The organism is Methylomonas sp. MS20 (assembly GCF_050275925.1).
In the GTDB taxonomy this organism is placed as follows: domain Bacteria; phylum Pseudomonadota; class Gammaproteobacteria; order Methylococcales; family Methylomonadaceae; genus Methylomonas; species Methylomonas koyamae_A.
Genome location: NZ_CP189963.1, coordinates 65,605 through 85,001, shown reverse-complemented (window position 1 = coordinate 85,001; position 19,397 = coordinate 65,605). Strand labels below are relative to the sequence as shown.

At 54.4% G+C, this 19,397-nt stretch carries 19 protein-coding genes and 1 pseudogene; 11 read left to right on the top strand and 9 right to left on the bottom strand.

Annotation, left to right across the window (positions count from 1 at the left end; genetic code table 11):
• Window positions 1–12: 12 nt before the first annotated feature.
• From ACQE3D_RS24885 to mobI, 8 genes are all read right to left on the bottom strand, one after another.
• Window positions 13–375 carry a hypothetical protein gene (locus ACQE3D_RS24885; protein ID WP_427551872.1) on the bottom strand — a complete coding sequence of 121 codons (363 nt, stop codon included), beginning with the start codon at window positions 373–375 and terminating at the stop codon, window positions 13–15.
• Entirely contained in the window at window positions 372–863 is a 492-nt protein-coding gene (locus ACQE3D_RS24880; RefSeq protein ID WP_427551871.1) for a thermonuclease family protein, read from the bottom strand. Before ACQE3D_RS24880 ends, ACQE3D_RS24885 begins: the two co-directional genes overlap by 4 nt.
• 14 nt (window positions 864–877) lie before the next feature.
• The gene (locus tag ACQE3D_RS24875; RefSeq protein ID WP_427501710.1) at window positions 878–1,510 is read right to left on the bottom strand and encodes a DUF4400 domain-containing protein; all 633 of its coding nucleotides are present in this window, start codon (window positions 1,508–1,510) and stop codon (window positions 878–880) included.
• On the bottom strand, window positions 1,507–1,914 hold the full coding sequence (locus ACQE3D_RS24870) for a hypothetical protein (protein ID WP_427551870.1): 408 nt from the start codon (window positions 1,912–1,914) through the stop codon (window positions 1,507–1,509). Before ACQE3D_RS24870 ends, ACQE3D_RS24875 begins: the two co-directional genes overlap by 4 nt.
• Window positions 1,892–3,736 carry a conjugative transfer system coupling protein TraD gene (traD, locus tag ACQE3D_RS24865; RefSeq protein ID WP_427551869.1) on the bottom strand — a complete coding sequence of 615 codons (1,845 nt, stop codon included), beginning with the start codon at window positions 3,734–3,736 and terminating at the stop codon, window positions 1,892–1,894. Before traD ends, ACQE3D_RS24870 begins: the two co-directional genes overlap by 23 nt.
• Window positions 3,733–5,820 carry a MobH family relaxase gene (gene mobH, locus ACQE3D_RS24860; protein WP_427551868.1) on the bottom strand — a complete coding sequence of 696 codons (2,088 nt, stop codon included), beginning with the start codon at window positions 5,818–5,820 and terminating at the stop codon, window positions 3,733–3,735. The genes traD and mobH overlap by 4 nt, the downstream gene beginning before the upstream one ends.
• Window positions 5,821–5,836: 16 nt before the next feature.
• A complete protein-coding gene (locus ACQE3D_RS24855) occupies window positions 5,837–6,286 on the bottom strand; it encodes a hypothetical protein (RefSeq protein WP_427551867.1) in 450 nt (149 codons plus the stop codon).
• A 1,149-nt stretch (window positions 6,287–7,435) separates the two neighbouring features.
• Window positions 7,436–8,401, bottom strand: coding sequence for a conjugative transfer protein MobI(A/C) (mobI, locus tag ACQE3D_RS24850; protein WP_427551866.1), 966 nt, complete (start codon window positions 8,399–8,401; stop codon window positions 7,436–7,438).
• A 186-nt stretch (window positions 8,402–8,587) separates the two neighbouring features.
• Here mobI and ACQE3D_RS24845 point away from each other — a divergent pair, with 186 nt between their 5' ends.
• Genes ACQE3D_RS24845 through ACQE3D_RS24825 form a run of 5 tightly spaced genes read left to right on the top strand, consistent with a single transcriptional unit; the run spans window position 8,588 to window position 11,202 of the window.
• A complete protein-coding gene (locus tag ACQE3D_RS24845; protein WP_427551865.1) occupies window positions 8,588–9,556 on the top strand; it encodes a hypothetical protein in 969 nt (322 codons plus the stop codon).
• On the top strand, window positions 9,556–9,792 hold the full coding sequence (locus ACQE3D_RS24840; protein WP_427551864.1) for a hypothetical protein: 237 nt from the start codon (window positions 9,556–9,558) through the stop codon (window positions 9,790–9,792). The genes ACQE3D_RS24845 and ACQE3D_RS24840 overlap by 1 nt, the downstream gene beginning before the upstream one ends.
• Before the next feature lie 59 nt (window positions 9,793–9,851).
• Complete coding sequence (locus ACQE3D_RS24835; RefSeq protein ID WP_427551863.1) at window positions 9,852–10,403, top strand: transglycosylase SLT domain-containing protein; 552 nt, start codon at window positions 9,852–9,854, stop codon at window positions 10,401–10,403.
• A 2-nt stretch (window positions 10,404–10,405) separates the two neighbouring features.
• Window positions 10,406–10,675: a hypothetical protein gene (locus ACQE3D_RS24830; RefSeq protein WP_427551862.1), complete on the top strand. Its 270-nt coding sequence runs from the start codon at window positions 10,406–10,408 to the stop codon at window positions 10,673–10,675.
• A 14-nt stretch (window positions 10,676–10,689) separates the two neighbouring features.
• Window positions 10,690–11,202, top strand: coding sequence for a FlhC family transcriptional regulator (locus tag ACQE3D_RS24825; RefSeq protein ID WP_427551861.1), 513 nt, complete (start codon window positions 10,690–10,692; stop codon window positions 11,200–11,202).
• Between the two features lie 210 nt (window positions 11,203–11,412).
• Here ACQE3D_RS24825 and ACQE3D_RS24820 read toward each other — a convergent pair whose 3' ends face one another.
• Window positions 11,413–14,982: an LGFP repeat-containing protein gene (locus ACQE3D_RS24820; protein WP_427551860.1), complete on the bottom strand. Its 3,570-nt coding sequence runs from the start codon at window positions 14,980–14,982 to the stop codon at window positions 11,413–11,415.
• Window positions 14,983–15,421: 439 nt separating this feature from the next.
• On the opposite strand from ACQE3D_RS24820, the gene ACQE3D_RS24815 reads away from it, so the two are divergent.
• The 6 genes and pseudogenes from ACQE3D_RS24815 to tnpC all read left to right on the top strand — a co-directional run bounded on the left by ACQE3D_RS24815 (window position 15,422) and on the right by tnpC (window position 19,026).
• A complete protein-coding gene (locus tag ACQE3D_RS24815; RefSeq protein WP_427551859.1) occupies window positions 15,422–15,697 on the top strand; it encodes a type II toxin-antitoxin system Phd/YefM family antitoxin in 276 nt (91 codons plus the stop codon).
• Complete coding sequence (locus tag ACQE3D_RS24810) at window positions 15,694–15,996, top strand: type II toxin-antitoxin system RelE/ParE family toxin (RefSeq protein ID WP_427551858.1); 303 nt, start codon at window positions 15,694–15,696, stop codon at window positions 15,994–15,996. The genes ACQE3D_RS24815 and ACQE3D_RS24810 overlap by 4 nt, the downstream gene beginning before the upstream one ends.
• 48 nt (window positions 15,997–16,044) lie before the next feature.
• Window positions 16,045–16,572 (top strand): transposase, encoded by a 528-nt coding sequence (locus ACQE3D_RS24805; RefSeq protein ID WP_427551857.1) that lies wholly within the window; start codon window positions 16,045–16,047, stop codon window positions 16,570–16,572.
• A gap of 71 nt (window positions 16,573–16,643) precedes the next feature.
• Window positions 16,644–16,967: an IS66 family insertion sequence element accessory protein TnpA gene (gene tnpA, locus ACQE3D_RS24800; protein ID WP_427551856.1), complete on the top strand. Its 324-nt coding sequence runs from the start codon at window positions 16,644–16,646 to the stop codon at window positions 16,965–16,967.
• Entirely contained in the window at window positions 16,955–17,305 is a 351-nt protein-coding gene (tnpB, locus tag ACQE3D_RS24795; RefSeq protein ID WP_427551855.1) for an IS66 family insertion sequence element accessory protein TnpB, read from the top strand. The genes tnpA and tnpB overlap by 13 nt, the downstream gene beginning before the upstream one ends.
• 84 nt (window positions 17,306–17,389) lie before the next feature.
• A pseudogene (gene tnpC / locus ACQE3D_RS24790) lies at window positions 17,390–19,026 on the top strand (IS66 family transposase).
• Window positions 19,027–19,397: the final 371 nt, after the last annotated feature.

Below are 19,397 nucleotides of genomic sequence, written 5' to 3'. Positions count from 1 at the left end.
CGTCGCCCCCGGTTATGCCGTGCGGTCCGACGCGGACTTGGCCAGGGCAGCCAAGGCTTCTAGCGTATCGGGGTGATGCGCCAATGTGCTGGCGGAGGGGTCCACGACCTTATTCTCAGGATCCAGCAAGACGGTCATGCTAATCACCACGCGGAACAGCGAAGCGCTACGGCTTAAGTGAATCAGGTATTCACACACCCGCCGGCAATGCTCGCTGTCTTCAACAGAAAAGGGCTCCGCTTCGTCTTCATCGTCCTGCGATTTGACGATGTTCTCGGGCAGGCTGGCGCCGTCGCGGCGGCTGATCGCTTCCAGGGCACTGGTCAGTTCCAGCGCCATGTCAAGGTCCGCGGGGTTCGCCTTCGCCATCTTCATTTTGATGCTCCGGCATGTCGAAAGTCCCAAGGGGCCATAGGATTTTGGTCTTGCCACAACCCGCGCCGCTGATTCCGAGCGTCCCGCTCGGCTTGAACAAACACCGGATCGCTGGTGTATGGCCGATACACCCAGGCCCAGCCCTTGGCCACTTGTGCCAAGTTAACGTCCTGACCTTCCAGGTCGACGTGGCCGATGAGGCGGCCATAGCGATCGGTTTGGGTATGGTCGACCGTGACCCGGCGTTGATACACGGCATTGGCTAATCCTTGTCGGGCAGCCGGGCCATAAGTTTGGCTGAGTTCCGGCGCATCGATATTGGCCAAGCGCAGTTTTAAGGTCTGCCGATCGTCGGTCTGTAAAGTGAGCGTGTCACCGTCGTGTACGCCTAAGACTACACCGGCCAGACGCTGCGCCTGGGCGGCGGTACCGAGAAGAAATAACCCTAACAGGGTCATCAGGCGGCCTGTCTGTCGGTATCGATTCATTGTGTGGCTCCTGGCTATACCCGTTTTTGGGTGTGGGCGAAATAGATATTCATCGCCAAGGCGATGCCGACACAGGCGATCGGCATCGCTTGAGGCGGAATCGGAAATGGGAAGGTCAAGCCGAGCAGCAGCAAGTAGACAATGCCGATGACGGCGTAGAAGCTATAGCGGTGGGCCAAGGGGCTGGAATAATCGAAGTTGGATTGCTTGATTTTGCGTTGTATCAAGCCGTCCACCGCACTGGGAATAACCGAGGCGATTAGAAACGGCCACCACGACAACAGCAAAAACAAACGCCGTAGCGATTGGTAAAAGGTCCCGAACAACACGTCCAATTTGCTTTGGACAAACGGGAAATAATCGGTCTGCCCAAAATGCTCAAAACCGACCGATTTCTCGCGCTCCGCTGTCGTGGGAATGAAAAAGTGGTAAACGTTTTGTTGAATGCCGGTTTGCACCAAGAGGGCATTAAATACCGAGGTCGCTTCCTCGCGGATGCGCCGATCGTGATCGGCGCCGAGGTATTCGACGATCATCCGGTCTTCGGTGTCTTGCATGTCGGTCAGCCAGCGATCGGAGACCAATACCGCCACCAAAAACACTTCGGCGATCCACAATATGAAGGTGACAAAGAGGCTTTTGGTCATGACACCGCCGCCGAAATACGCTCAAGGATGACCATCACTCTGGGGTTGGTCACCAAGCTGTCGATCGGTACCTCCGTGCCTAACCGCTCGGACAAACAGGTTTGCAGGGCGTGGACCGTCTGGTGCAGCCGGAAGCCGTCATCCGGATGAGCTTGCGCGGATGCTCGAGCATACCGCGACAGCACTTTAAGCATCATCTCAGTGATGGCGGTTTCCTGTTGCTCAGCATCCTGGCCGTGTTCGAGCATGATTTTGATCGCGCACTGGATGATCTCGATGGCCACCGGCCAGTCGAGTTCCAGGATTTGCAATTCCTGGTTCTCGGACCGGTTTAATTTGCGCCACCGTTCCAATTGGACTACTTCCATCGGTTTTTCGGGTTTACGCCGTTTGGGATTTGACATTCGTGTGTTCCTTATCCAATTCAGAAATGAGTATCGGCAGGCGGCCCTTGACGATGCGGCCGCCGGACAATTTGGCGATGTAGTGCAGATCGGGCAATTGGCCTAATAGCTGCGGAGCGAATAAGTCGCCCTCTTCCTCCATCAACCGTTCGCCGATATTTCCGGAAAATACCGCTGGATTTGCTGAATGGGTAGAAACGCCCTGGGTTCTCATGACGTATTTCAATCGGGTTTTGGGTAGGTTATCGGTAATGTAGGTTTGGGTTTCGGCATCCATCACGCGAAGCGCGATCAGGTTGTTGAGGTTGGCCAGTATTTGCCGAGCCTTGGCTTCGGAACCCAATCGGGCCGAGAAGTCGGCAAACGTCTGGGTGGCGATGAACAAGCGGAATTTGGCGCCGCGGCCTTTGTTCAAGAGCTGGATGCATGGGTCGTTAATCACCTCGGCCGCTTCGTCGACGAAGATATTGACCGGCCGGTTGTCGATGCCGTGGTTGTAGCGGTCGCCGGCGACGGCCGCCAGATCCGCCAGCAGGATGGAGCCGATGGCGCTACCGACCATGCTGTCCGACAAGGAATCCAGGCTGATATAGGCCACTTGGGCGCCTTTGATGATTTCGGCGGCATCGGTGATGGCCCGCGTATCGTTCGCGTCGCTTTGATCCGGCGACAATAAGGCCCCTAAGCTGCCGGAGGTCAGCATATTCATCAGCGGCAACAGCGAGGCGATCATTTTGCTGAAATGGGTGCGGTCGTGTTCGAACATGGAGATCAGCCCTTCCAGGTCGGTGTTCTGTTGTTCCGCCTGCACGCGCTCCCGATAGAACCTGACCAACAACTGCGCGGTTTTATCGCTAAAGTCCTGCTTCTTCAAACCCACACTGGCACGCCATTCGAAATCGAGGACCTTGTCGAAATAGCGGGCCAGCGCTTTTATGACCAAGGGCACCGGGCCGCCTTCCAGATAGGTGCGTAGTTTCACCAAGGACGGTTGTTCTTCGGCGGCAAACAGCCCTTGCACGATATTATCCAGCGCCTTCTGACCGAAGGCCTTGAAGGGGTCCGAGCCGGACTCGCCGGGACTGACCGCGGCAATTCGGCTGGCCAGCTCGGACGAGCGATTGAAATTCTTCAAAGGATCGATGCGCACGCTCTGGTCCGGAAAGGCCGGATGGAAGTAGACGAATCGCTGTGGCGAACCGGACAGCTGACAGGCGCGTTCGGCACACCATTTCAAATCTTTGTCGCCCTTGGGGTCGATGATGATCACGGCTTCGTTGCGCAGCACGGCCTGCGTGACCAGGATGTCGAACAGCCGGGTCTTGCCGGCACCGGTGGTGCCAACGATCAGAGTGTGGCCGGCGCTATGCGCAATGGCTTGCCGGATGTAGCCTTCGCTTAATCCCAGACCGTGGATCCAGGTCGCCCCCATCCGATCGAGATTGACCGGAATCAAGCCGGTTAAATCGCGCTTTTGGATGTCGTAGGCCAATTGGGCGTGCTGCTGATTCCACTCGAAGCCCCAACCCAGCCACCATTGGTCGGGATGACGTCGCACGATCCCGGCGAGACTGGCGACGTTGAAGCGTTGGAATTTGAAATACTGGAGCCGGTACTTGCGATACCACACCCTAGCCGATGCCGCCAGGCGTCTGCCCGCCATCAAGAGGCACCCCGCCATCAGTCCGTTGAACGGTTCGCGCGGCAGGCCGGAAAAGATCACCATGACATACGCCACCAGTCCAAAGGCGAACCAGACCACAATCGCGGTGACTTCGTAATTGGGCCGCCAGGGTAGCTGATAGTCATATTCGTCTTTCATGACTTTTTGACGATGAAGCGTTTGTTGATATTGTCGACAACAATATCGGCTCGATTAAAGGCTTGCTTGATTAATTGTTTATATTCTATTAGCCCTTTATCCTCGATATATTGCCTTAGCAAGGCTAAATCCACAGTAAAGGTATCTTCGGTCTCTTTCACAGCCATCGGCAGTTCGAAGGTTTTAATCAAGTGAATCAGGGACTCAATCGAAAGGGTATCATCGCGGTGTCCGGCATTCTTCACCGAGGTCTCGCCGGAATTAGCTGGCGGGTGATCGGCATCCGGGGCGCCTTCGGTAACGTGACGAGCTGGTTGGGATACCGGTTTGGCTTCGGCGGGTTCTAGCAACACGGCCAGATGTCGGCTGGCCGCCTTGTTCAGCAACACGCCTTTGACCCCGCCGATCTCGGTCACCTTGACCATGGGTTTGCGGGAATCGACTTCGATCATGCCGGCCGCATCCAGTGTCCTGACGATCTCGATGGGCGCTTGGCCCAACCGAGCCGCGAGCGGCTGGTGCAAAACGAACACCAGACCTTTGGGTTGGACCAGAAAATAGTCGGCCGATGCCGGACCCAGGTTTTGCGTCAGCACGGCGCCCGCTTCGGATTTCGCCGCCAGCCATTGCCTAGCGGCTTGAATCTCGGCAAGCTTTGCTGCCTCCCTCGATTCCGATGCGTCCGGCATGGCCGTCGGCGGGCTCGGTTGGGCATGACTCGATGCCGCCGGGTTTGGCGAGCCGACTTGAAGCACTTCCCGCGCCTCGGTTTCGACGACCGCTCCCGGGGCTGTTTCCGGTGCCGACCCTGGGTGATGCGGCGCCCCAGGCGTGGATACGTTGTCGTCAGCGCGGGCTGACGTGGCGGCCATGATGTCGATCCCTGCTATCGGATCAGGCTGACCGTCTTGATCGTCGATGTGGATCACCTGTCCGTTGACAATTAAGGGTGCGGCTTCGGGATACACGTGCCGAGGGTCCGATAATTTGAGCACTCTGAGCGGCGTATCCAGGCAATCCGGCTGAATCGTCCAATAGCGTCTGACCTCGCGTGCATCGATTCGATACGGAACAGCCAACTGCCGATCGAAGAGGATGTCGGCTAAGGTATCCGGGTGTTTCGGAATACCGGGAATATTGTTTTGGGTGATCAGGCGACTTATCTCCTCGGCCGCTTCGTCCCAGACGATAAACAGGCCTTCTTTTAAGCGCCAAACAGTCGCCCTTTTGACGTTGTCGGTCCATTTTCCCTTTTTAACCAGTTGCCGCATGGCATCCAATAGGAACCATTCGATGGGGGCCCCGATGGATGGGTCGATGGGAATACAGTTTTCCTTGAGGTCCCTTTCAACACTGTTGTAATCCGCGTCCATCACCAACCCAAACATTCTTGAATGATGCGACGTGCCGGCAATCGTCAGCAGCATTTCCTTATAGATGGTTGGGCCGTATTCGTTTAAATATTCTGAAACGCTTGCGATGATGATTTTGTTGATCAATGCCGCCGAGACCACCTCGTGGTCGCCATGCCGATTCGCTCGCCAATGCAGATAATACCGGCGGATTTTTAGTTTCTTTGCCCAAGTCTCAATGTCGTCGCCCAGAATATTGCAGGTATCTCGCCCGTCTTCCGATTTAATTTCGATATCGGTGACCGGTTTGCCTAAATCATGCAGCATGCCGGCAATGAAAATCGCCAGCCGCCAGCGGGGCGTGAGTTGTTTGCGTTTTGCCGGGGTTTCGTCGATGCCGTATAACACGCCGTGCGACTGATAAACGGCTTCGTATCCCACTTCCAGTCCGTGCCGAAATAAACCGCCCGCCCCTCTATGGTGATGCTTTTCAGACGCCGGCAATAAATGCACAAATCGCGCGTAATTGAGTATCAATGGATATACCCGCAGTTGATATTCCTGGTCTGTTACGCTCAAATAATGTCTGATCTTTTGAATTAACTCCGCTTGGGATTCCATTATTTTCTGGGGTTGTCTCACCGGCAGGCCTTTGGCAAATGGGGGGTAACGCGGCACCTCTTCTTCCGGCTCGGCGACCCCCAATAGCCTGTTTACGAATTTCGCTAACATCGCCAATACCCCCGGTTTATTTCTTTAAACTTTTCGGGTTGCAAGACGCTTTGAGCCGTTCCGGCATAGGGGTGGTACGAATGATCTCGCGATCGCAGTCGGTCATATCCAGTTGGTGCCGACAATATTTTCGCCGGGCTCTTTCAATATCGTCCGAATCGGTCTGGCAACTCGGCTGAGTGTCCGCCAGATCCGCCTCGCCGAGCGGGCGAGTGACGAGTCCGGTGCCATCCGCTGCCCCGCGGGTTTCGGTCTGCGGCTGCCGGGTGACCACGTGCTCCATCGACGACTGCCGCACCGCCGCCCCGCCCGTTTCCGAGGCAAAGCCATCCATGCTCAGCCGCCAGTGGGGTTGCGGCCTGGCCTGCGCCATCGATGCAATGACTTGCGCCGAGGTAAGCTGATCAACGGGTGCCTGCGCGCAACCGGCAATTAAGGGAAAAAGTAAGTATATCGCTGTCCGCATCGGCCTGTCCTCAGTTGTGGGTCAGACCAGCATATCGCATTCGAAAAATGAAACCCGCTGGCTAAATGCTTCAGAAATGCACTTTCCCAGCGGGTTTTCTGATCCCCCTTTCTCGATTCCCACTCACGCGTATTTAAACGGCTTGCACCATTGCAATCCTGTCACAGGCACTGCACCATTGTTTTGTTAAACTGCCTGCACCATTTTATAAATATGGTTTTTGGCGGTTAAAAATCTAATGGCGCAATATCGTTAAAAACTTGAGCTATTGAGCGATATGGCTGGGCCGCTTTCATTCAGCGAACGGCACTCGCCGGCAAAAAACCACCACTATCTGTTAACTTTCAGTCGGTTACATCACTGGACACAATGGCGCAGCCTCTTTAAAAAACGAATGGCTCAGCCTGTTAAAAAAAATAATGGTGCGGCCTGCTGAACCAGACAATGGTTTTCAGCGGTAAACTAATTGTTTAAACTCTTTATTTCTGGTTTCCATTCAATCAGTTGCGCGTCCTGCCCCATTATTTTTTTCAGCTGGCCGCCCCATTCCGGCGAAATGTTTTCGCTAGGCTACGCCTGCCTGATCGTGGGCTTCGGCCGGGAATCTTTGGAATTCGCGTGGTGGAAATCGGGGGTTTAAGCAGAGCCCTTTACACCGCTTGGGATATCCCGGCCGACCCTATTCAACCTGAAACCAAAACAGGGGTTCCCCCTATCTGGGTCGCTAAGTTATCGGTGATTGACGTGCGATGGTTGCTTTTTGACCGAAAAATGGAAGGCGAATCGACTCGAGATCGACGCACAATCGACACCAATCGATTTTTAACGAATTCCAAGTGTTTTCCCACGCCGAGTCGATTTTGAGTCGACTTTCAGATCGACAGTCGCCGTGATAAGTGACTTTGACCAGGAAATGAATCGGGCAATCTTTATCGGTTACCCTGGATCTGCACGATGCGTTACCCGATTAAGACCCCAGCGAGAGATCGGCAGCGCCAACCCTGACGCGGAAAATCTCGAAACCAACCTATCCCGACTGTTTTTCGGCGCATCCGACCTGCCGTTGCAGCGAACGCTAACCAGATACCGGCCAGTCCAGTGCCTATTCAGATCGGCAACCGCCCGTTTAAAGTGAAATACAGCACGCGCTTAAACGTTTTGATAGTCCAGCAATGCCTCTTTAACGCCGGCTAAAAGCCACATCTGCTTCCTGATTCTGGCAAGCTCATCTTCTGTTTCGATCACAAGCTTTGCAAACCATTCCGGCTGTGCCTGGACGATTTTTTCCAAAATCGAATAGCGATGCACGTTTCTTGGCTTTTTATAACGCTTTTTTTCGATCGCCTTTTGACCGAGAAATTTAGCCTCGTACCATTCGATGCTGATCGAATTTCCCCGGTTGCTCTTAATTCTCAAACCTAACGATATTGACGGCGTTTCCAAGCTATAGTCTTTCTTGTTATTACTCCAGTAATAACTGACATAATACTCGGCTTCTTTTTCCAACAGCGCCGCTTGATCACGCAACCAACGTTTTAAAGCATCATTATTGGAAAAACTGTTCGCGGCGTCTTCAATGCTTGATAGCCGTTCTAATTCATGCCTTACAGCGTCTAGATTCTGCTTGGTTTCCTGTTTGTTTACGTGGCAGGCTATTAATGTATATCTAACCAATAATTCTAATATAACGGTCAGTCTTTTATTAAATTTTCTGATCGTTTCTAATTGATCTTCCGTTTCGAATACCAATGTCTTTAATTCCAGAGGCGCTTTCGCCAAAAAGTGATCGAGATAGTGAAATCGATACCGATCTTTTGGAAGGGCGAATAATCGCGTTTCAATAAACTGGTTATTTGACCAACGACCGACGCCCCAACCCAGTAGCCGTTTGTCATCCGTTGTCCATTCAAGCTTGATTCCCAGAGGGTATCTAGCGACGGCGGAATTTTGACGAATCAATTCAATATAACCTTCCGTATATCGATTAACGATTGCCTGCGCTTGCTCATGCAACTGATCCATTTGATGAAATAGCCAGGCGCACACGGCCGGCGTGGCTTGATAGTACGTATAGACCGCGGGCTCGATCGCCTGGCTGGGTTGTGGATTCATCATGAGAAAGACCTTCCCTATCGGTATAGCAAAGGGGGGATGGTAGCGTATTGACTTTTACAAACCCGCTGGCAAAGTGCATTTTAAAAGCATTTAGCCAGCGGGTTTCTTGTTTGAAAATTGCTAAGATCGACACGCGTCTATCCTCAGTCGCTATAACCTTACGCAATCGACAGGACACTCATTCCCATGTTTATACTTGGCTTAGATATCGGCTACTCGAACGTTAAAATCGCCTTCGGCGAGCATCAATCGCTTCCCACCACCCGCCTATTCCCGGCCGGCGCCGCGCCGATCGAACACTTGCCGCAAGCCATCGATCGAACAAACGATACGTTGCGGGTCACCGTCGAAGGCGCCGCCTGGGGCGCCGGTATCAGCGTCAGCAAACTGAGCAACTGGAACCGGGCGCTACATCGGGACTATGCGGCGACCCCCTCCTATCGAGCGCTATTCCACGCCGCCTTGCTGGCGACGGAGCAAACCCACATCGACGTGTTGACCACCGGGCTGCCCGTCGCCCAATGGCAGGACAAATCCGCGCGGGATGCACTTGCTGCGCAATTAACCGGCGTTCATCAGGTCACGCCGAAACGCCAAATGAGCGTGGACCGCGTTCAAGTGATCCCGCAACCCGTCGGCGCCTTTGTCGAACAACTGTTCAGCACGCAAGACCAACGGCTCAACGCCGGGCGGGTGCTGGTGATCGATCCGGGGTTTTTCTCGGTGGACTGGGTGCTGCTGAACGAAGGCGAAATCGTGACGGCATCGTCCGGTACCAGCCTGGAAGCCATGTCGGTCTTACTCGATAAAACCAGCGAACTGATTTGCCAAGACTATGGCGGCCATCTTCCCCCGGAAAAAATCGAGGACGTCTTAAGAGCCGGCGGCACCACAGTGTTGTTGCTGGGACAGACCATTGAAATCCAGGCGTATTTGTCGGTGGCCGCGCAATCGGTCGCGGAGGTGGCCTTGGCAGCGATGAAACAATCGCTGCGGCGCGAGAAAGCTTCCGTGGATATCGTCCTGCTCGCGGGCGGCGGCGGCGCCCTGTATCAAGAAGCCGCCAGGTGTATTTTCCCCTCGAACCCTGTATTTCTGCCGGCGCAGCCGGCGATGGCCAATGCCCTCGGCTTTTTCTATTTCAGCCGAGCGTGATGATGAAAATATTGGTTACGATCAATTCAGGATCCTCCCCGGAACTGTATGCAGCGATCGAAACGACACCGGCCAGGGACCGGGCGGAAAGGCTGCGGACCTTGGCGACGCTCGGCGTCGTCAGCGCGCGGAATGGTCTACAAACTGTGTCAGCCTCGCCTGACACGCCGCCGAACCGGCTCGAAGCGAATCAGACCCTGGTGAAGCTCAAATCAAGTCTGGATGCCGGCCAATAGCGACTTGAGCTATTGCGCTTTTTGATTCCTGTGTTGTTTTAAAAGGGTAGGCACTGAATATGCGAAAAGTGTGGATGATCTGCGTCCTGAGCGCCTTGTCGGCTAACGCTTACACTAACCCATTATCTGAATCGGACTGGGGAAGCATTGCGATGGAAAAAGGGCTAGACCCCTTTGAATTGTATGCCGTATCATTGATGGAATCATCGAAATACTGCGGTAACAAAACGATATCGCCTTGGCCGTTAGCGATCAACTCGGCCGGCAAGTCGATGCTGCCTCAAACCCATGCCGAAGCGCTTCAGAGCCTAGAGCAGGAATTAGACAAAGGGATTCGATCAATCGATATCGGCTTAATGCAGGTGAACATCAAGTGGCATGGCCATCGAGTCCGCGACATCCGCAGCCTGTTCGATGCAAACGTGAATCTACGAATCGGTGCCGACATTCTGGCCGAGGCCATTCGATCCGAGCCCAGTGACAGAGCACTGGGACTAGGACGGTATCATGCCGGTTATGGAAACGAGCCGGAGCGATTAGCCCGTGCTTATCATTACGGCAAAAGAACCCTAGCGATTGCAAAAGCGCTGAGAGCCTATTTTGGAGATTAATCATGACCGATGCGATTGAAGCGTTCAATCTCAAGCTTCTGTTGTTCATTCGAGAGCAGATGTTGGACGATCAGTCCAGTAAGCTACATATCCTCATGGGCGTTGATAAAGACGCGGCGCATTTGATAAAAACGGCCTGTCTCGAAGACATTATCAAATTATCCAAAGTGGGATTGTTTTTATTCTCACCACGTTTTGAATGTGATGAGCTAAAGAAAATTCTAGACTCGAATGCGCTTGATCCTAAAACCCTGGTAGAGATTTTTAAATAAAAGGATACTTATTTATGGCCCAGAATAACGATGCAATTTCAGTGTTCGACAAACACCGCTTGGCGTATGACATGGTTAAGGCCGGCTTTAGGACTTCAATCGTCTATATCCATACGCAGCTCTCAAAGATTTTGTTACGCAAGCTGTATAAGACACTTCATAATAAATCGCCAAGCTCAGGTTTGTTGCCGTCATCGGCCTACGTGTTGTCCAACCGCAAAAACCAAATCTATGCCACGTTATTCATGCGGATTTACGCAAAATTGCATAAAGATATTGAAAACGCCATCGACGTGAAATTGGTCATGGACTCGTGGGACATTTATAAGCTTTTGGTCCCTCAATATTCTAACGAAGCACTCGATATACATCCTCGAACCATCAACGAAGCCTGGGCACTGACCAGAGACTTTCGGGCATCAACGAGTTATTTTGCAAACTGTCGGCAGTGCAATCAACACTATTTAGCCTGCGACGATAGCCGCTTGGCAAAAAAATGCCCGTTTTGCAACGCCGGAAACAGGTGAGCGATTAGGTATACCAACCAATTTGTTTGTCAAAAACCCGAGGGTCGTTGCGTATCGAGCCGCTTATCTGTCAGCCTAGTGGCGTATTTCCCCAAGCTTAAAGTGGTTAGATAGGGAAAGTTCGTTTTCAAGACCAGTCATTTTGGGTCTGCTGTAAATTTGCGATAGAAGCCCATTTAAAGCAACGGTGGCCGAAAACACCGACACCTGTTAGTCGTGCACCCACTTGAAGGTTAGGCGGGCGCCGGGATTTATCTCGTTCAGTCCATTCAAAGTGGCCACGTTTTGTACGCCACCGCCGAAGAATCCCTTGTCTTTACGGAATGTCAGAGTGGCACTAGCAAGTTGGTAAAGGTACAGTCCGTTCGCAGCAACATGGATTTCATCGTGGGTTGCAATGGTCACCCCGGGGTCCGCGGCATTCTCACGGATCACAATTTCTTTGCGCCAAGTGACGGTGGCGGGCGTCTGAAGAACGAACTCGACTCGATCGTTTGGCACGGCGCCTTGTTCCACGGTCACTTCGATCAAATCCGCCGCATCCGATGTACGTAGGACGTCACCATCCCGCAGGAAGTTAACAGGCTGAAACACATCCGAGGCCGGGCGATTTTCCGGCGCCCAGACTCGTATACGCACTTCGAATTGCCCGTTTCCATCGCCAGGCCTGTCGTCGTTGATCCTTAGAAACAATTTCCGCGGCTCGTGATAGTTCCAAGGGCTTCTAACCATGCCGTTGCCAATGCGGAAGTAGCCGTTGAGCCGACCAAGCAGGCAAAACGCTTTTGCTGCGGGGTCTAGCCCTACATGCAGCGGCCAGTTTTTGTCGGCGACCAGCCGCGTTAAGCCTTCCGGCCCATTGGAGGGATCGAGAAGGCCGCCACCCCAGATTTGCCCACTGGCATCGATCTGGATCTCGCAACCCGGATAAAGTGTGATGCCGGTCGGCACGTCGCCGGGACTGGCCGCGCCTATCGGAATGCGGATGTCGCAAATCGCCTGGGTTGCAGGCCCCCAAGCATGGGTCGGAATTGGCACGGGTCGGCGCGGCACCAGGGGCAATCCAAATAACTCCAGACCGGCGGCGTCCGTAATCTTGGGCCAGAACCCAAAACGGTTGGCGGCTAGCGGCGCGGGAAACCGTGGCGTGGTGACCGGGTTACCGTCCTGTATACGACGCTTTGCATGCCAGAAGGCCAGAGCCAGCCCTGCCAACAAATCCAGCGGAGAATGACTCGAAGTCTCGCTCGAGTGACCACAAACTTCATTAAGGTTTCCGCCTCCGTCTATGACGATGGGAAGTTGCGGCGCAAAATAGCTGTCTCGAAACAATTCGACGATGACGCGTTCCAGCATCGCTACCAGGCGCGCGTCGGCGTCGGCGTCGTTGAACGCCAGGGCGGCGATGCCATGGGCAAACAGCGTGCGGCTGCCAATCCCTTCGGGCTCCAATTCAGGATGGGCTTGGCGGATTTGAAACCATTCCGCGAAGGTATCACGCACCGTCGTGTCGATATCGTCTATCCCGGTCAGGCCTATCCAGCTATGGAAATTGACAGACCACTTGTCATACGTTGCGAAAGCGGCTTGCCCTGTGGTCAAGGTTGAATAGGCCAGTGCCTTGTCGAGCACATCGCGAAATAACAAGGCGGCCGGCGTTTCGTCCTGCTCTTTGATGTCGAAGATGCTGGCGTTCTGCATGACCGCGAGCGCACTGAAGATCGTGGACGGAAGTATGCCCAATCTGGAAACCAAGGAGGTCAGATCGAGGGTCAAGGGCGGTACGGCACCGAGCGCCGTGCTGATGACGGGTCCCAGCAAAGAAAGTGCGACGGGCAGCGATATCCAGCCGATCACCTGGGAGGCGGCGATGGGGCCTTCAAGCAGGGGCCAATAGCCGGCCCGTTCCATGGCACCGCGAAAGTTCGTACGCGACCCGAAAGCGGTGCCGCCGGCCGCAAACTGAAGCGCGCGGGAAAACGGGTGTTCCAAAGCTGGCAGTAGACCGGTAGCCCCCCGCCACGACAGCCCCCTCATGGGTCGAACCAATATATAGCCGTTGTCCGCCAGAAAGTTTCCCAGCCAGGTGGCTTGGCGTCTCGCTGTATTCGAAATGTCCTGGTCATTTCCGGCGAGCTTGGAGATGATCCAGCAAGACGCGACTAGGCCGGTCAACTCGTCCATTGAAAGTTCCCAACGGCGGTAGCGCGTCCAGTAACGGTATTGGCGGTCGCTGTAAGCCTGCGCTTCGGTCGGTCCAAGCCAGCGCGAGAGGAGTTCGGGATCGCGTCTTGGATGATGGTACCAATGGCTGGCCGGCAGCGCGTTGGCATAGACGCCATCGCCCACATCCAGGAATTGGTCTCCCCGGACGTCCGGCTCGTTTTCGTTGTAAATGGGCAGACCGGCATCCCAGCGTGTCGGCAAGCGCGCCTCCGAGTTCGCCCCGTTTTCGTTCCAGCTAAACAAGGAATCCAGCGTTTGTTGGGCAGCACTCAAGACCCTAGCCGACTCGGCATTTCCCGCATCGAGTTCAATCGCCAAGGCGGTATGCAGGAGTGCGCCGTCCATCAACGGATTCTCTCCGTAGCTCTCGACGATATTCCAGCGATCTACGTCCTCCAGGCGGCTTGCCTGCAGGCGGTTGCGGACCACCAGATGATTGCGACGCCCTTCGTGTCCGATGGCGAAGAAGCGTCCGATTATCTGAGCCCTAACCTGCGCATAAATGCGTTCGTAATGATGAGCTTCGGCGACCGCTTCAGTCTGACCCGGATGCCAGGTGACAATGCCATGTTCGAATACGTTGTACCGGCCGCCGCTGCCGTCGGGAATATCCAGCTCGTCGGTGACGGGAAAGCCCAGAAAGCCTTGTTCCCAGCTCAGATCGGCCCACTTTTGCCGTATTAAGCCGTGAACCTCGAAGGCGCCCCAGCGTTCGGTCCAGTAGATGGAGCCGCCATCGAAATGATTAAAAAATCCGCCCCCGCCCGGGGTTTGGGTCTCGTCGCTAGCAGGTCTGCCCAGCAAGCCAGTATGTGCGCCCAGACTCAGCCATTTAGCAAGTATGGCGCCGCGCACGATATATCCTCGTAAGTCGGGTACCTGGATGATGACCGGATTGGGACGCGGCGTGAAATTGCGCAACACGCCACGGTCGTTACGCTCACCCGGTAAAACGTAGCTGTAAGGATTGCCGGCCAGAGCGATTTTGAAGTACACGTCCGGATTTCGCTCGCCGGGATGCTCGGTGAAGTCTGATCGATGGAAACGAAAGACCGCGTTTCCGTTTGGATCGGTCAATTGCGTCGTGCCTAATTTGTCGTCAGGGCTCCTGGGGTCCTGGTCATAGGCTTCGATGGTGAGGCCGACCAGAGGCAGGCTTCTGGAATCGACGCAACGGCACGCGACGACCAACTCAGGGTCTGGGTGGGTCGATGTCACCGTTACGGTGACCCGGTTGGAATCCGTTTGCCCGGTTGTACGCCAATGTCCTCCCGTCTGTCCATGTGTAGGCTCAATCCAAATCCGGGTCTGAAGAATAGCGTGTATCGTGGGGTTACTAGGGCTATTGAGGGCCACATCGACTCGGAAAGTGCCATTCTCTAGGTCGATCGAGGCCAGTATGCGTTGATCATCCACTACCAAACTAACAGTGGCCGAGCTGGGTGGATCGGTGAATGCTTGGAAACTGCCTGAGAAGGCGACTACTCTCGAAGTACCCAGTGGAGCTTCTATCACATCGCCGTCAGCGGGAGAATCCAGGGATATGGACGTCATGACAGTCTCCTTTTATTATCGAGTAGCGGTAGCTACCAATTCATTGAAAGATCCTCGCAACTTGAAAGGGCGCACATTGGAGGGTTGGCCTGCATCAATCGACTAAGAAATAACTCTAGTGAAATACTACAGAGAAAAAATGGTTTTTGTAAATAAGTACGTTTGTAGTAGTACATTCGTACTGGCACTGACGAATAATGGTCATCAGCGTTAGTCGTTTGCGTGAGCAGCGAAGTTCTTTCGGTACGACTACGCATGACAAAGCCAGCAGCCAATAGCCCCTCCCAAATTGGTGAAAATTCGGCTTTAGTTTCACCAATTTCACCAATTCTGCCAAACCCTTACTAGCCTACCCCCTACAAGACGGTATGTTGATGGCGCAGAGGCTATAATCAGGACTTAATTCGGTCTGAATTTATGAGTTCAGAAGTCGTGCAAAATGGAACTATCAGAAAACATTAAACCCATCAGTTACTTAAACGCCAATGCGGCCGAAGTCATCGAAAAGTTAAAAACCAGTCATCAGCCGCTGGTCATTACCCAAAACGGCGAGGCGGCGATGGTGGTGCAGTCGGTTGCCGATTACGAACAGACCCAGGAATCCCTGGCCTTGCTAAAAATGTTGGCGCAGAGTCAGCAAGCTTTAGCGGAAGGCAACACGGTTTCCAGTGAAGAGGCATTCAGCCGATTACGTAAGCGCCGCGGCTTAGCATGAGTGTTCCGGTACAGCTGACCAAACTAGCTTTGGCCGATTTGCTCGCCATCAATGACTACTTCCTGCTGGAAGTCAGTGATAAGGTGGCGGCAAAAATCATCGATACGCTTGAAGCCGCCGTCATCAGCCTTGCCGATTTGGAAGAACGCGGCACGGTGCCGAAAGAACTTCTGGTATTGGGGATTTGGCAATACCGCCAACTCATCGTAAAACCCTACCGGATCATTTATCAAATCAGCCTGATCAAGTTGTCGTTCATGCCATCCTGGATGGGCGACGCGACATGCAAACCTTGTTAACCCAGCGTTTGATCGGTGCACTCTAGTTGCTCAACCCCAAATTCAAGGATGACTTGTCTGTGTTCCCTGGGGTACAAGGGCCAGGCGGCCGTCGATGTTGACAGCCTGCTCATCGTGACGGTCACGCTGACGCAGGACACCAACGACAAGCCGCAAGTCGAACCGATGCTGGACGAAGTAGCCCAATTGGAAAGCGATTTGGGCAAACCCGATACCTTGCTGGCCGATAACGGCTACTTCCGCCAAGGCAATGTCAAAGTTTGCGAAGACCGAGGCATCACGCCACTGATCGACCTGGGCCGAGATTCGCATCATCTACCTTTGGCAGAGCGCCTCGCGGACGATGCGCCCGCGCCGCACACCGGCGATCCGGTGGTCAACATGGTGCATGCCTTGAAAACCCAACAGGGACTCGCCTGTTACGGACAGCGCAAATGCAGCGTCGAGCCGGTGTTTGGCATCATCAAACCGATCATGGGCTTTCGACAGTTCTCGTTGCGCGGCCTGCTAGCGACATCGGGCGAATGGAAACTGGTTGCCTTAGCTTACAATCTGAAACGGATGCACGTGCTGTAAGCATCTAACGGCCCCACCTATTAAAATTTGTCGAACTTGTCGATGCTGAGCCTTTTTGACGAGGTACAGCAATGGCGTTATCAGTGGACTGGGGTCAACAAATTCAAGCTTGGCAGTGCAGTGGATTAAGCCAGGCGGCGTATTGCCGGCAACAGGGATTAAACTACGGCACGTTTACCATGCGTTTGTCGGTATATCGTAAACGGTTGTCTGATGCGGCTACATCGTCCACGTCTGCCACGACGCTGATTCCGGTACAAATTCAATCACCCGTCACGCATGCTGCACCGTCGGATCATGACGTGATTCGGCTTATGCACTCAGGAAGCCAATTAGAATTGCCGATGTCCACGCCTGTGGGTTGGTTGGCCGAGTTGTTACAATGTCTGGCTTGATCGATTATCCGGCGCAGATTTGGCTGGCGGTGGCGCCAGTGGATATGCGGCGCGGCCTGGATGGTTTGTCGGCGATTGTGCAGCAGAGTCTGGGGCATGCCCCGTGTGCGGGATCGGCGTTTATTTTTCGTAATCGCGCGGGCAACCGGCTACGGTTGTTGCTGTGGGATGGCAATGGCGCTTGGTTGTGTCAGCGCCGTTTGCATCAGGGCGGCTTCGTCTGGCCCAAGGTGGGCGATGCGGTGTTTGCGTTAACCCAAGCACAATGGCGATGGTTAATTGCCGGTGTCGATTGGCAACGCTTAACCGCTCAACCCCAAGCAGACTGGCAGCTGTGAATGCGGGGCGGAACGGGGAACTAAACACGACTAAAATCCAGTCATACCAAGGCTTTCAGCGGGAGACCGCGGTATAATGACCCCATGAATCCGCTGGCAAAACTTGATCAATTGAATCTGGAACCGACTGCCAAAACCGAAGTGGCGGCGCTGCTTCAGGCGTTGATGAATCAGGCGGCTCAGGATGCCCAAGTCATCCAGGCCAAAGAGGCGACGATTCATGCGAAAGACCTCAAGATCGGTGCGCTGACCCATGAGTTGGCGTATTACCGCCGCATCCGCTTCAGTCGCAAGAACGAAAGCCTGGCCCCGCTGCAACGGGACGTGTTCGAGGAAACCTGGAACACCGATATTTCGGCGATTGATGAGGAAGTCGAGCAACTCCGGGATGATCAGTCCTGCGACACCGTGGCCCGCCCCAAACGTCCGCGCGCCGGTCGTCAACCCTTACCGGATCATCTGCCGCGCATTGAACACCGCCATGAGCCGGAATCCTGCGCCTGCGGAACCTGCGGTAAAGACCTGGTCAAAACCTGTACTGAGCTTGTCGAAGTATCGGTGAAGACATCAGCGAGCAACTGGATGTCGAACCGGCTAAATTCTTTGTGCATCGACACATTCGCCCGCAATATGCCTGCCGTGCCTGTGAAACCATCACCGCTGCGCCGATTCCACCGGCGGTGATCGATGGCGGTATGGCGGCGATCGGTTTGCTCACCTGGGTAATGATCGGCAAATACCTCGATCATCTGCCGTTGTACCGGTTGGAACAAATGGCCGCGCGTGACGGCGTGAGCCTGTCCCGCTCCACCTTAGCGGATTGGGTTGGACGCCTCGGTGTTGCGCTAGCACCCTTAGCCGACCGTTTGGCGTGGCATCTTCGTCAACGCGCGAGTCTACACGCCGACGAAACCCCGGTGCCGCAACTCGATCCCGGCCGTGGTAAAACCAAGAAAGCCTATCTGTGGGCCTATCGCAGCAATGATCTGCAGCCGGGGCCCAAGATCATCGTCTTCGATTATCAAGCCGGTCGCGGCGGCCGTTATGCGCAGCAGTTTCTGGGTGACTGGCGCGGCCATTTATTGGTGGATGACTACGCAGGCTATAAAGCCCTGTTTGCCGCCGACCGCGCACATCCCGAATCGCAACGCTTGCTCGAACCTTGCGTCGAACTGGCCTGCCTGGCGCATGCGCGGCGCAAATTCTTCGACCTGTTCCAGGCCAGCCAAAGCCCTATCGCGCAAGACGCCTTGAATCGCATCGCCAAGCTGTATGCGATCGAAGTCGCAGCACGCGAATTAAGTATCTCCGAGCGAAAACAGCGGCGCGCCGAAAACAGCCTGCCGATCCTGGCCGAGCTACATGACTGGCTACAGCAAACCCGCCTGCGCACCGCACCGAATACCGCCACGGCCAAAGCCATCGACTACAGCTTGAAACGCTGGGCGGCACTGGCACGCTACGCTGAAACCGGTGATCTACCGATCGACAACAACCCGGTCGAGAACAGCATTCGTCCCATTGCGCTGGGCAAAAAGAATTGGTTGTTTGCAGGGTCGGAACGCGCCGGCCAACGCGCTGCCGCCATCCAAACCTTGCTCGGCACCGCCAAACTCAACGGACTCGATCCTGCGGCCTGGCTAAAAGACACCTTGGAAAAACTCCCCACCTGGCCTAATAGTCGCATCGACGAATTGCTACCGTTCAGTAACACGGATTAAATCATAGCGGCAACAGCCTCACGATATGGTAGGGCTGCTCGCGTACCACGTGCTGGCGGCCGGATAAGCTGGAATGAGCGTCAAAGTCCCGCCAGTTTGCCTGGTATGCCGAGCAGATTTGGCGGCTTTTGGCTGGGTGACATCCGGTAATTTGTTTTGCGAGCCGCACCACCGGCTTCTTTTACCGGGCGGCCCCACAAAATCAGGCGGCTAAGGTTATTGTCCGACAGGCTCCTAGCAAAGAGCGAAACCAGGCCCGATGTAAGCGCTTGTTTTTATTACAAAAGCAAGCGGTTAATTTCCATGATTTAACATAACCTAATCTTATGCGAAGTCACGGCATAACTGGGCTAGGGGGTCTCGGCTCAAAC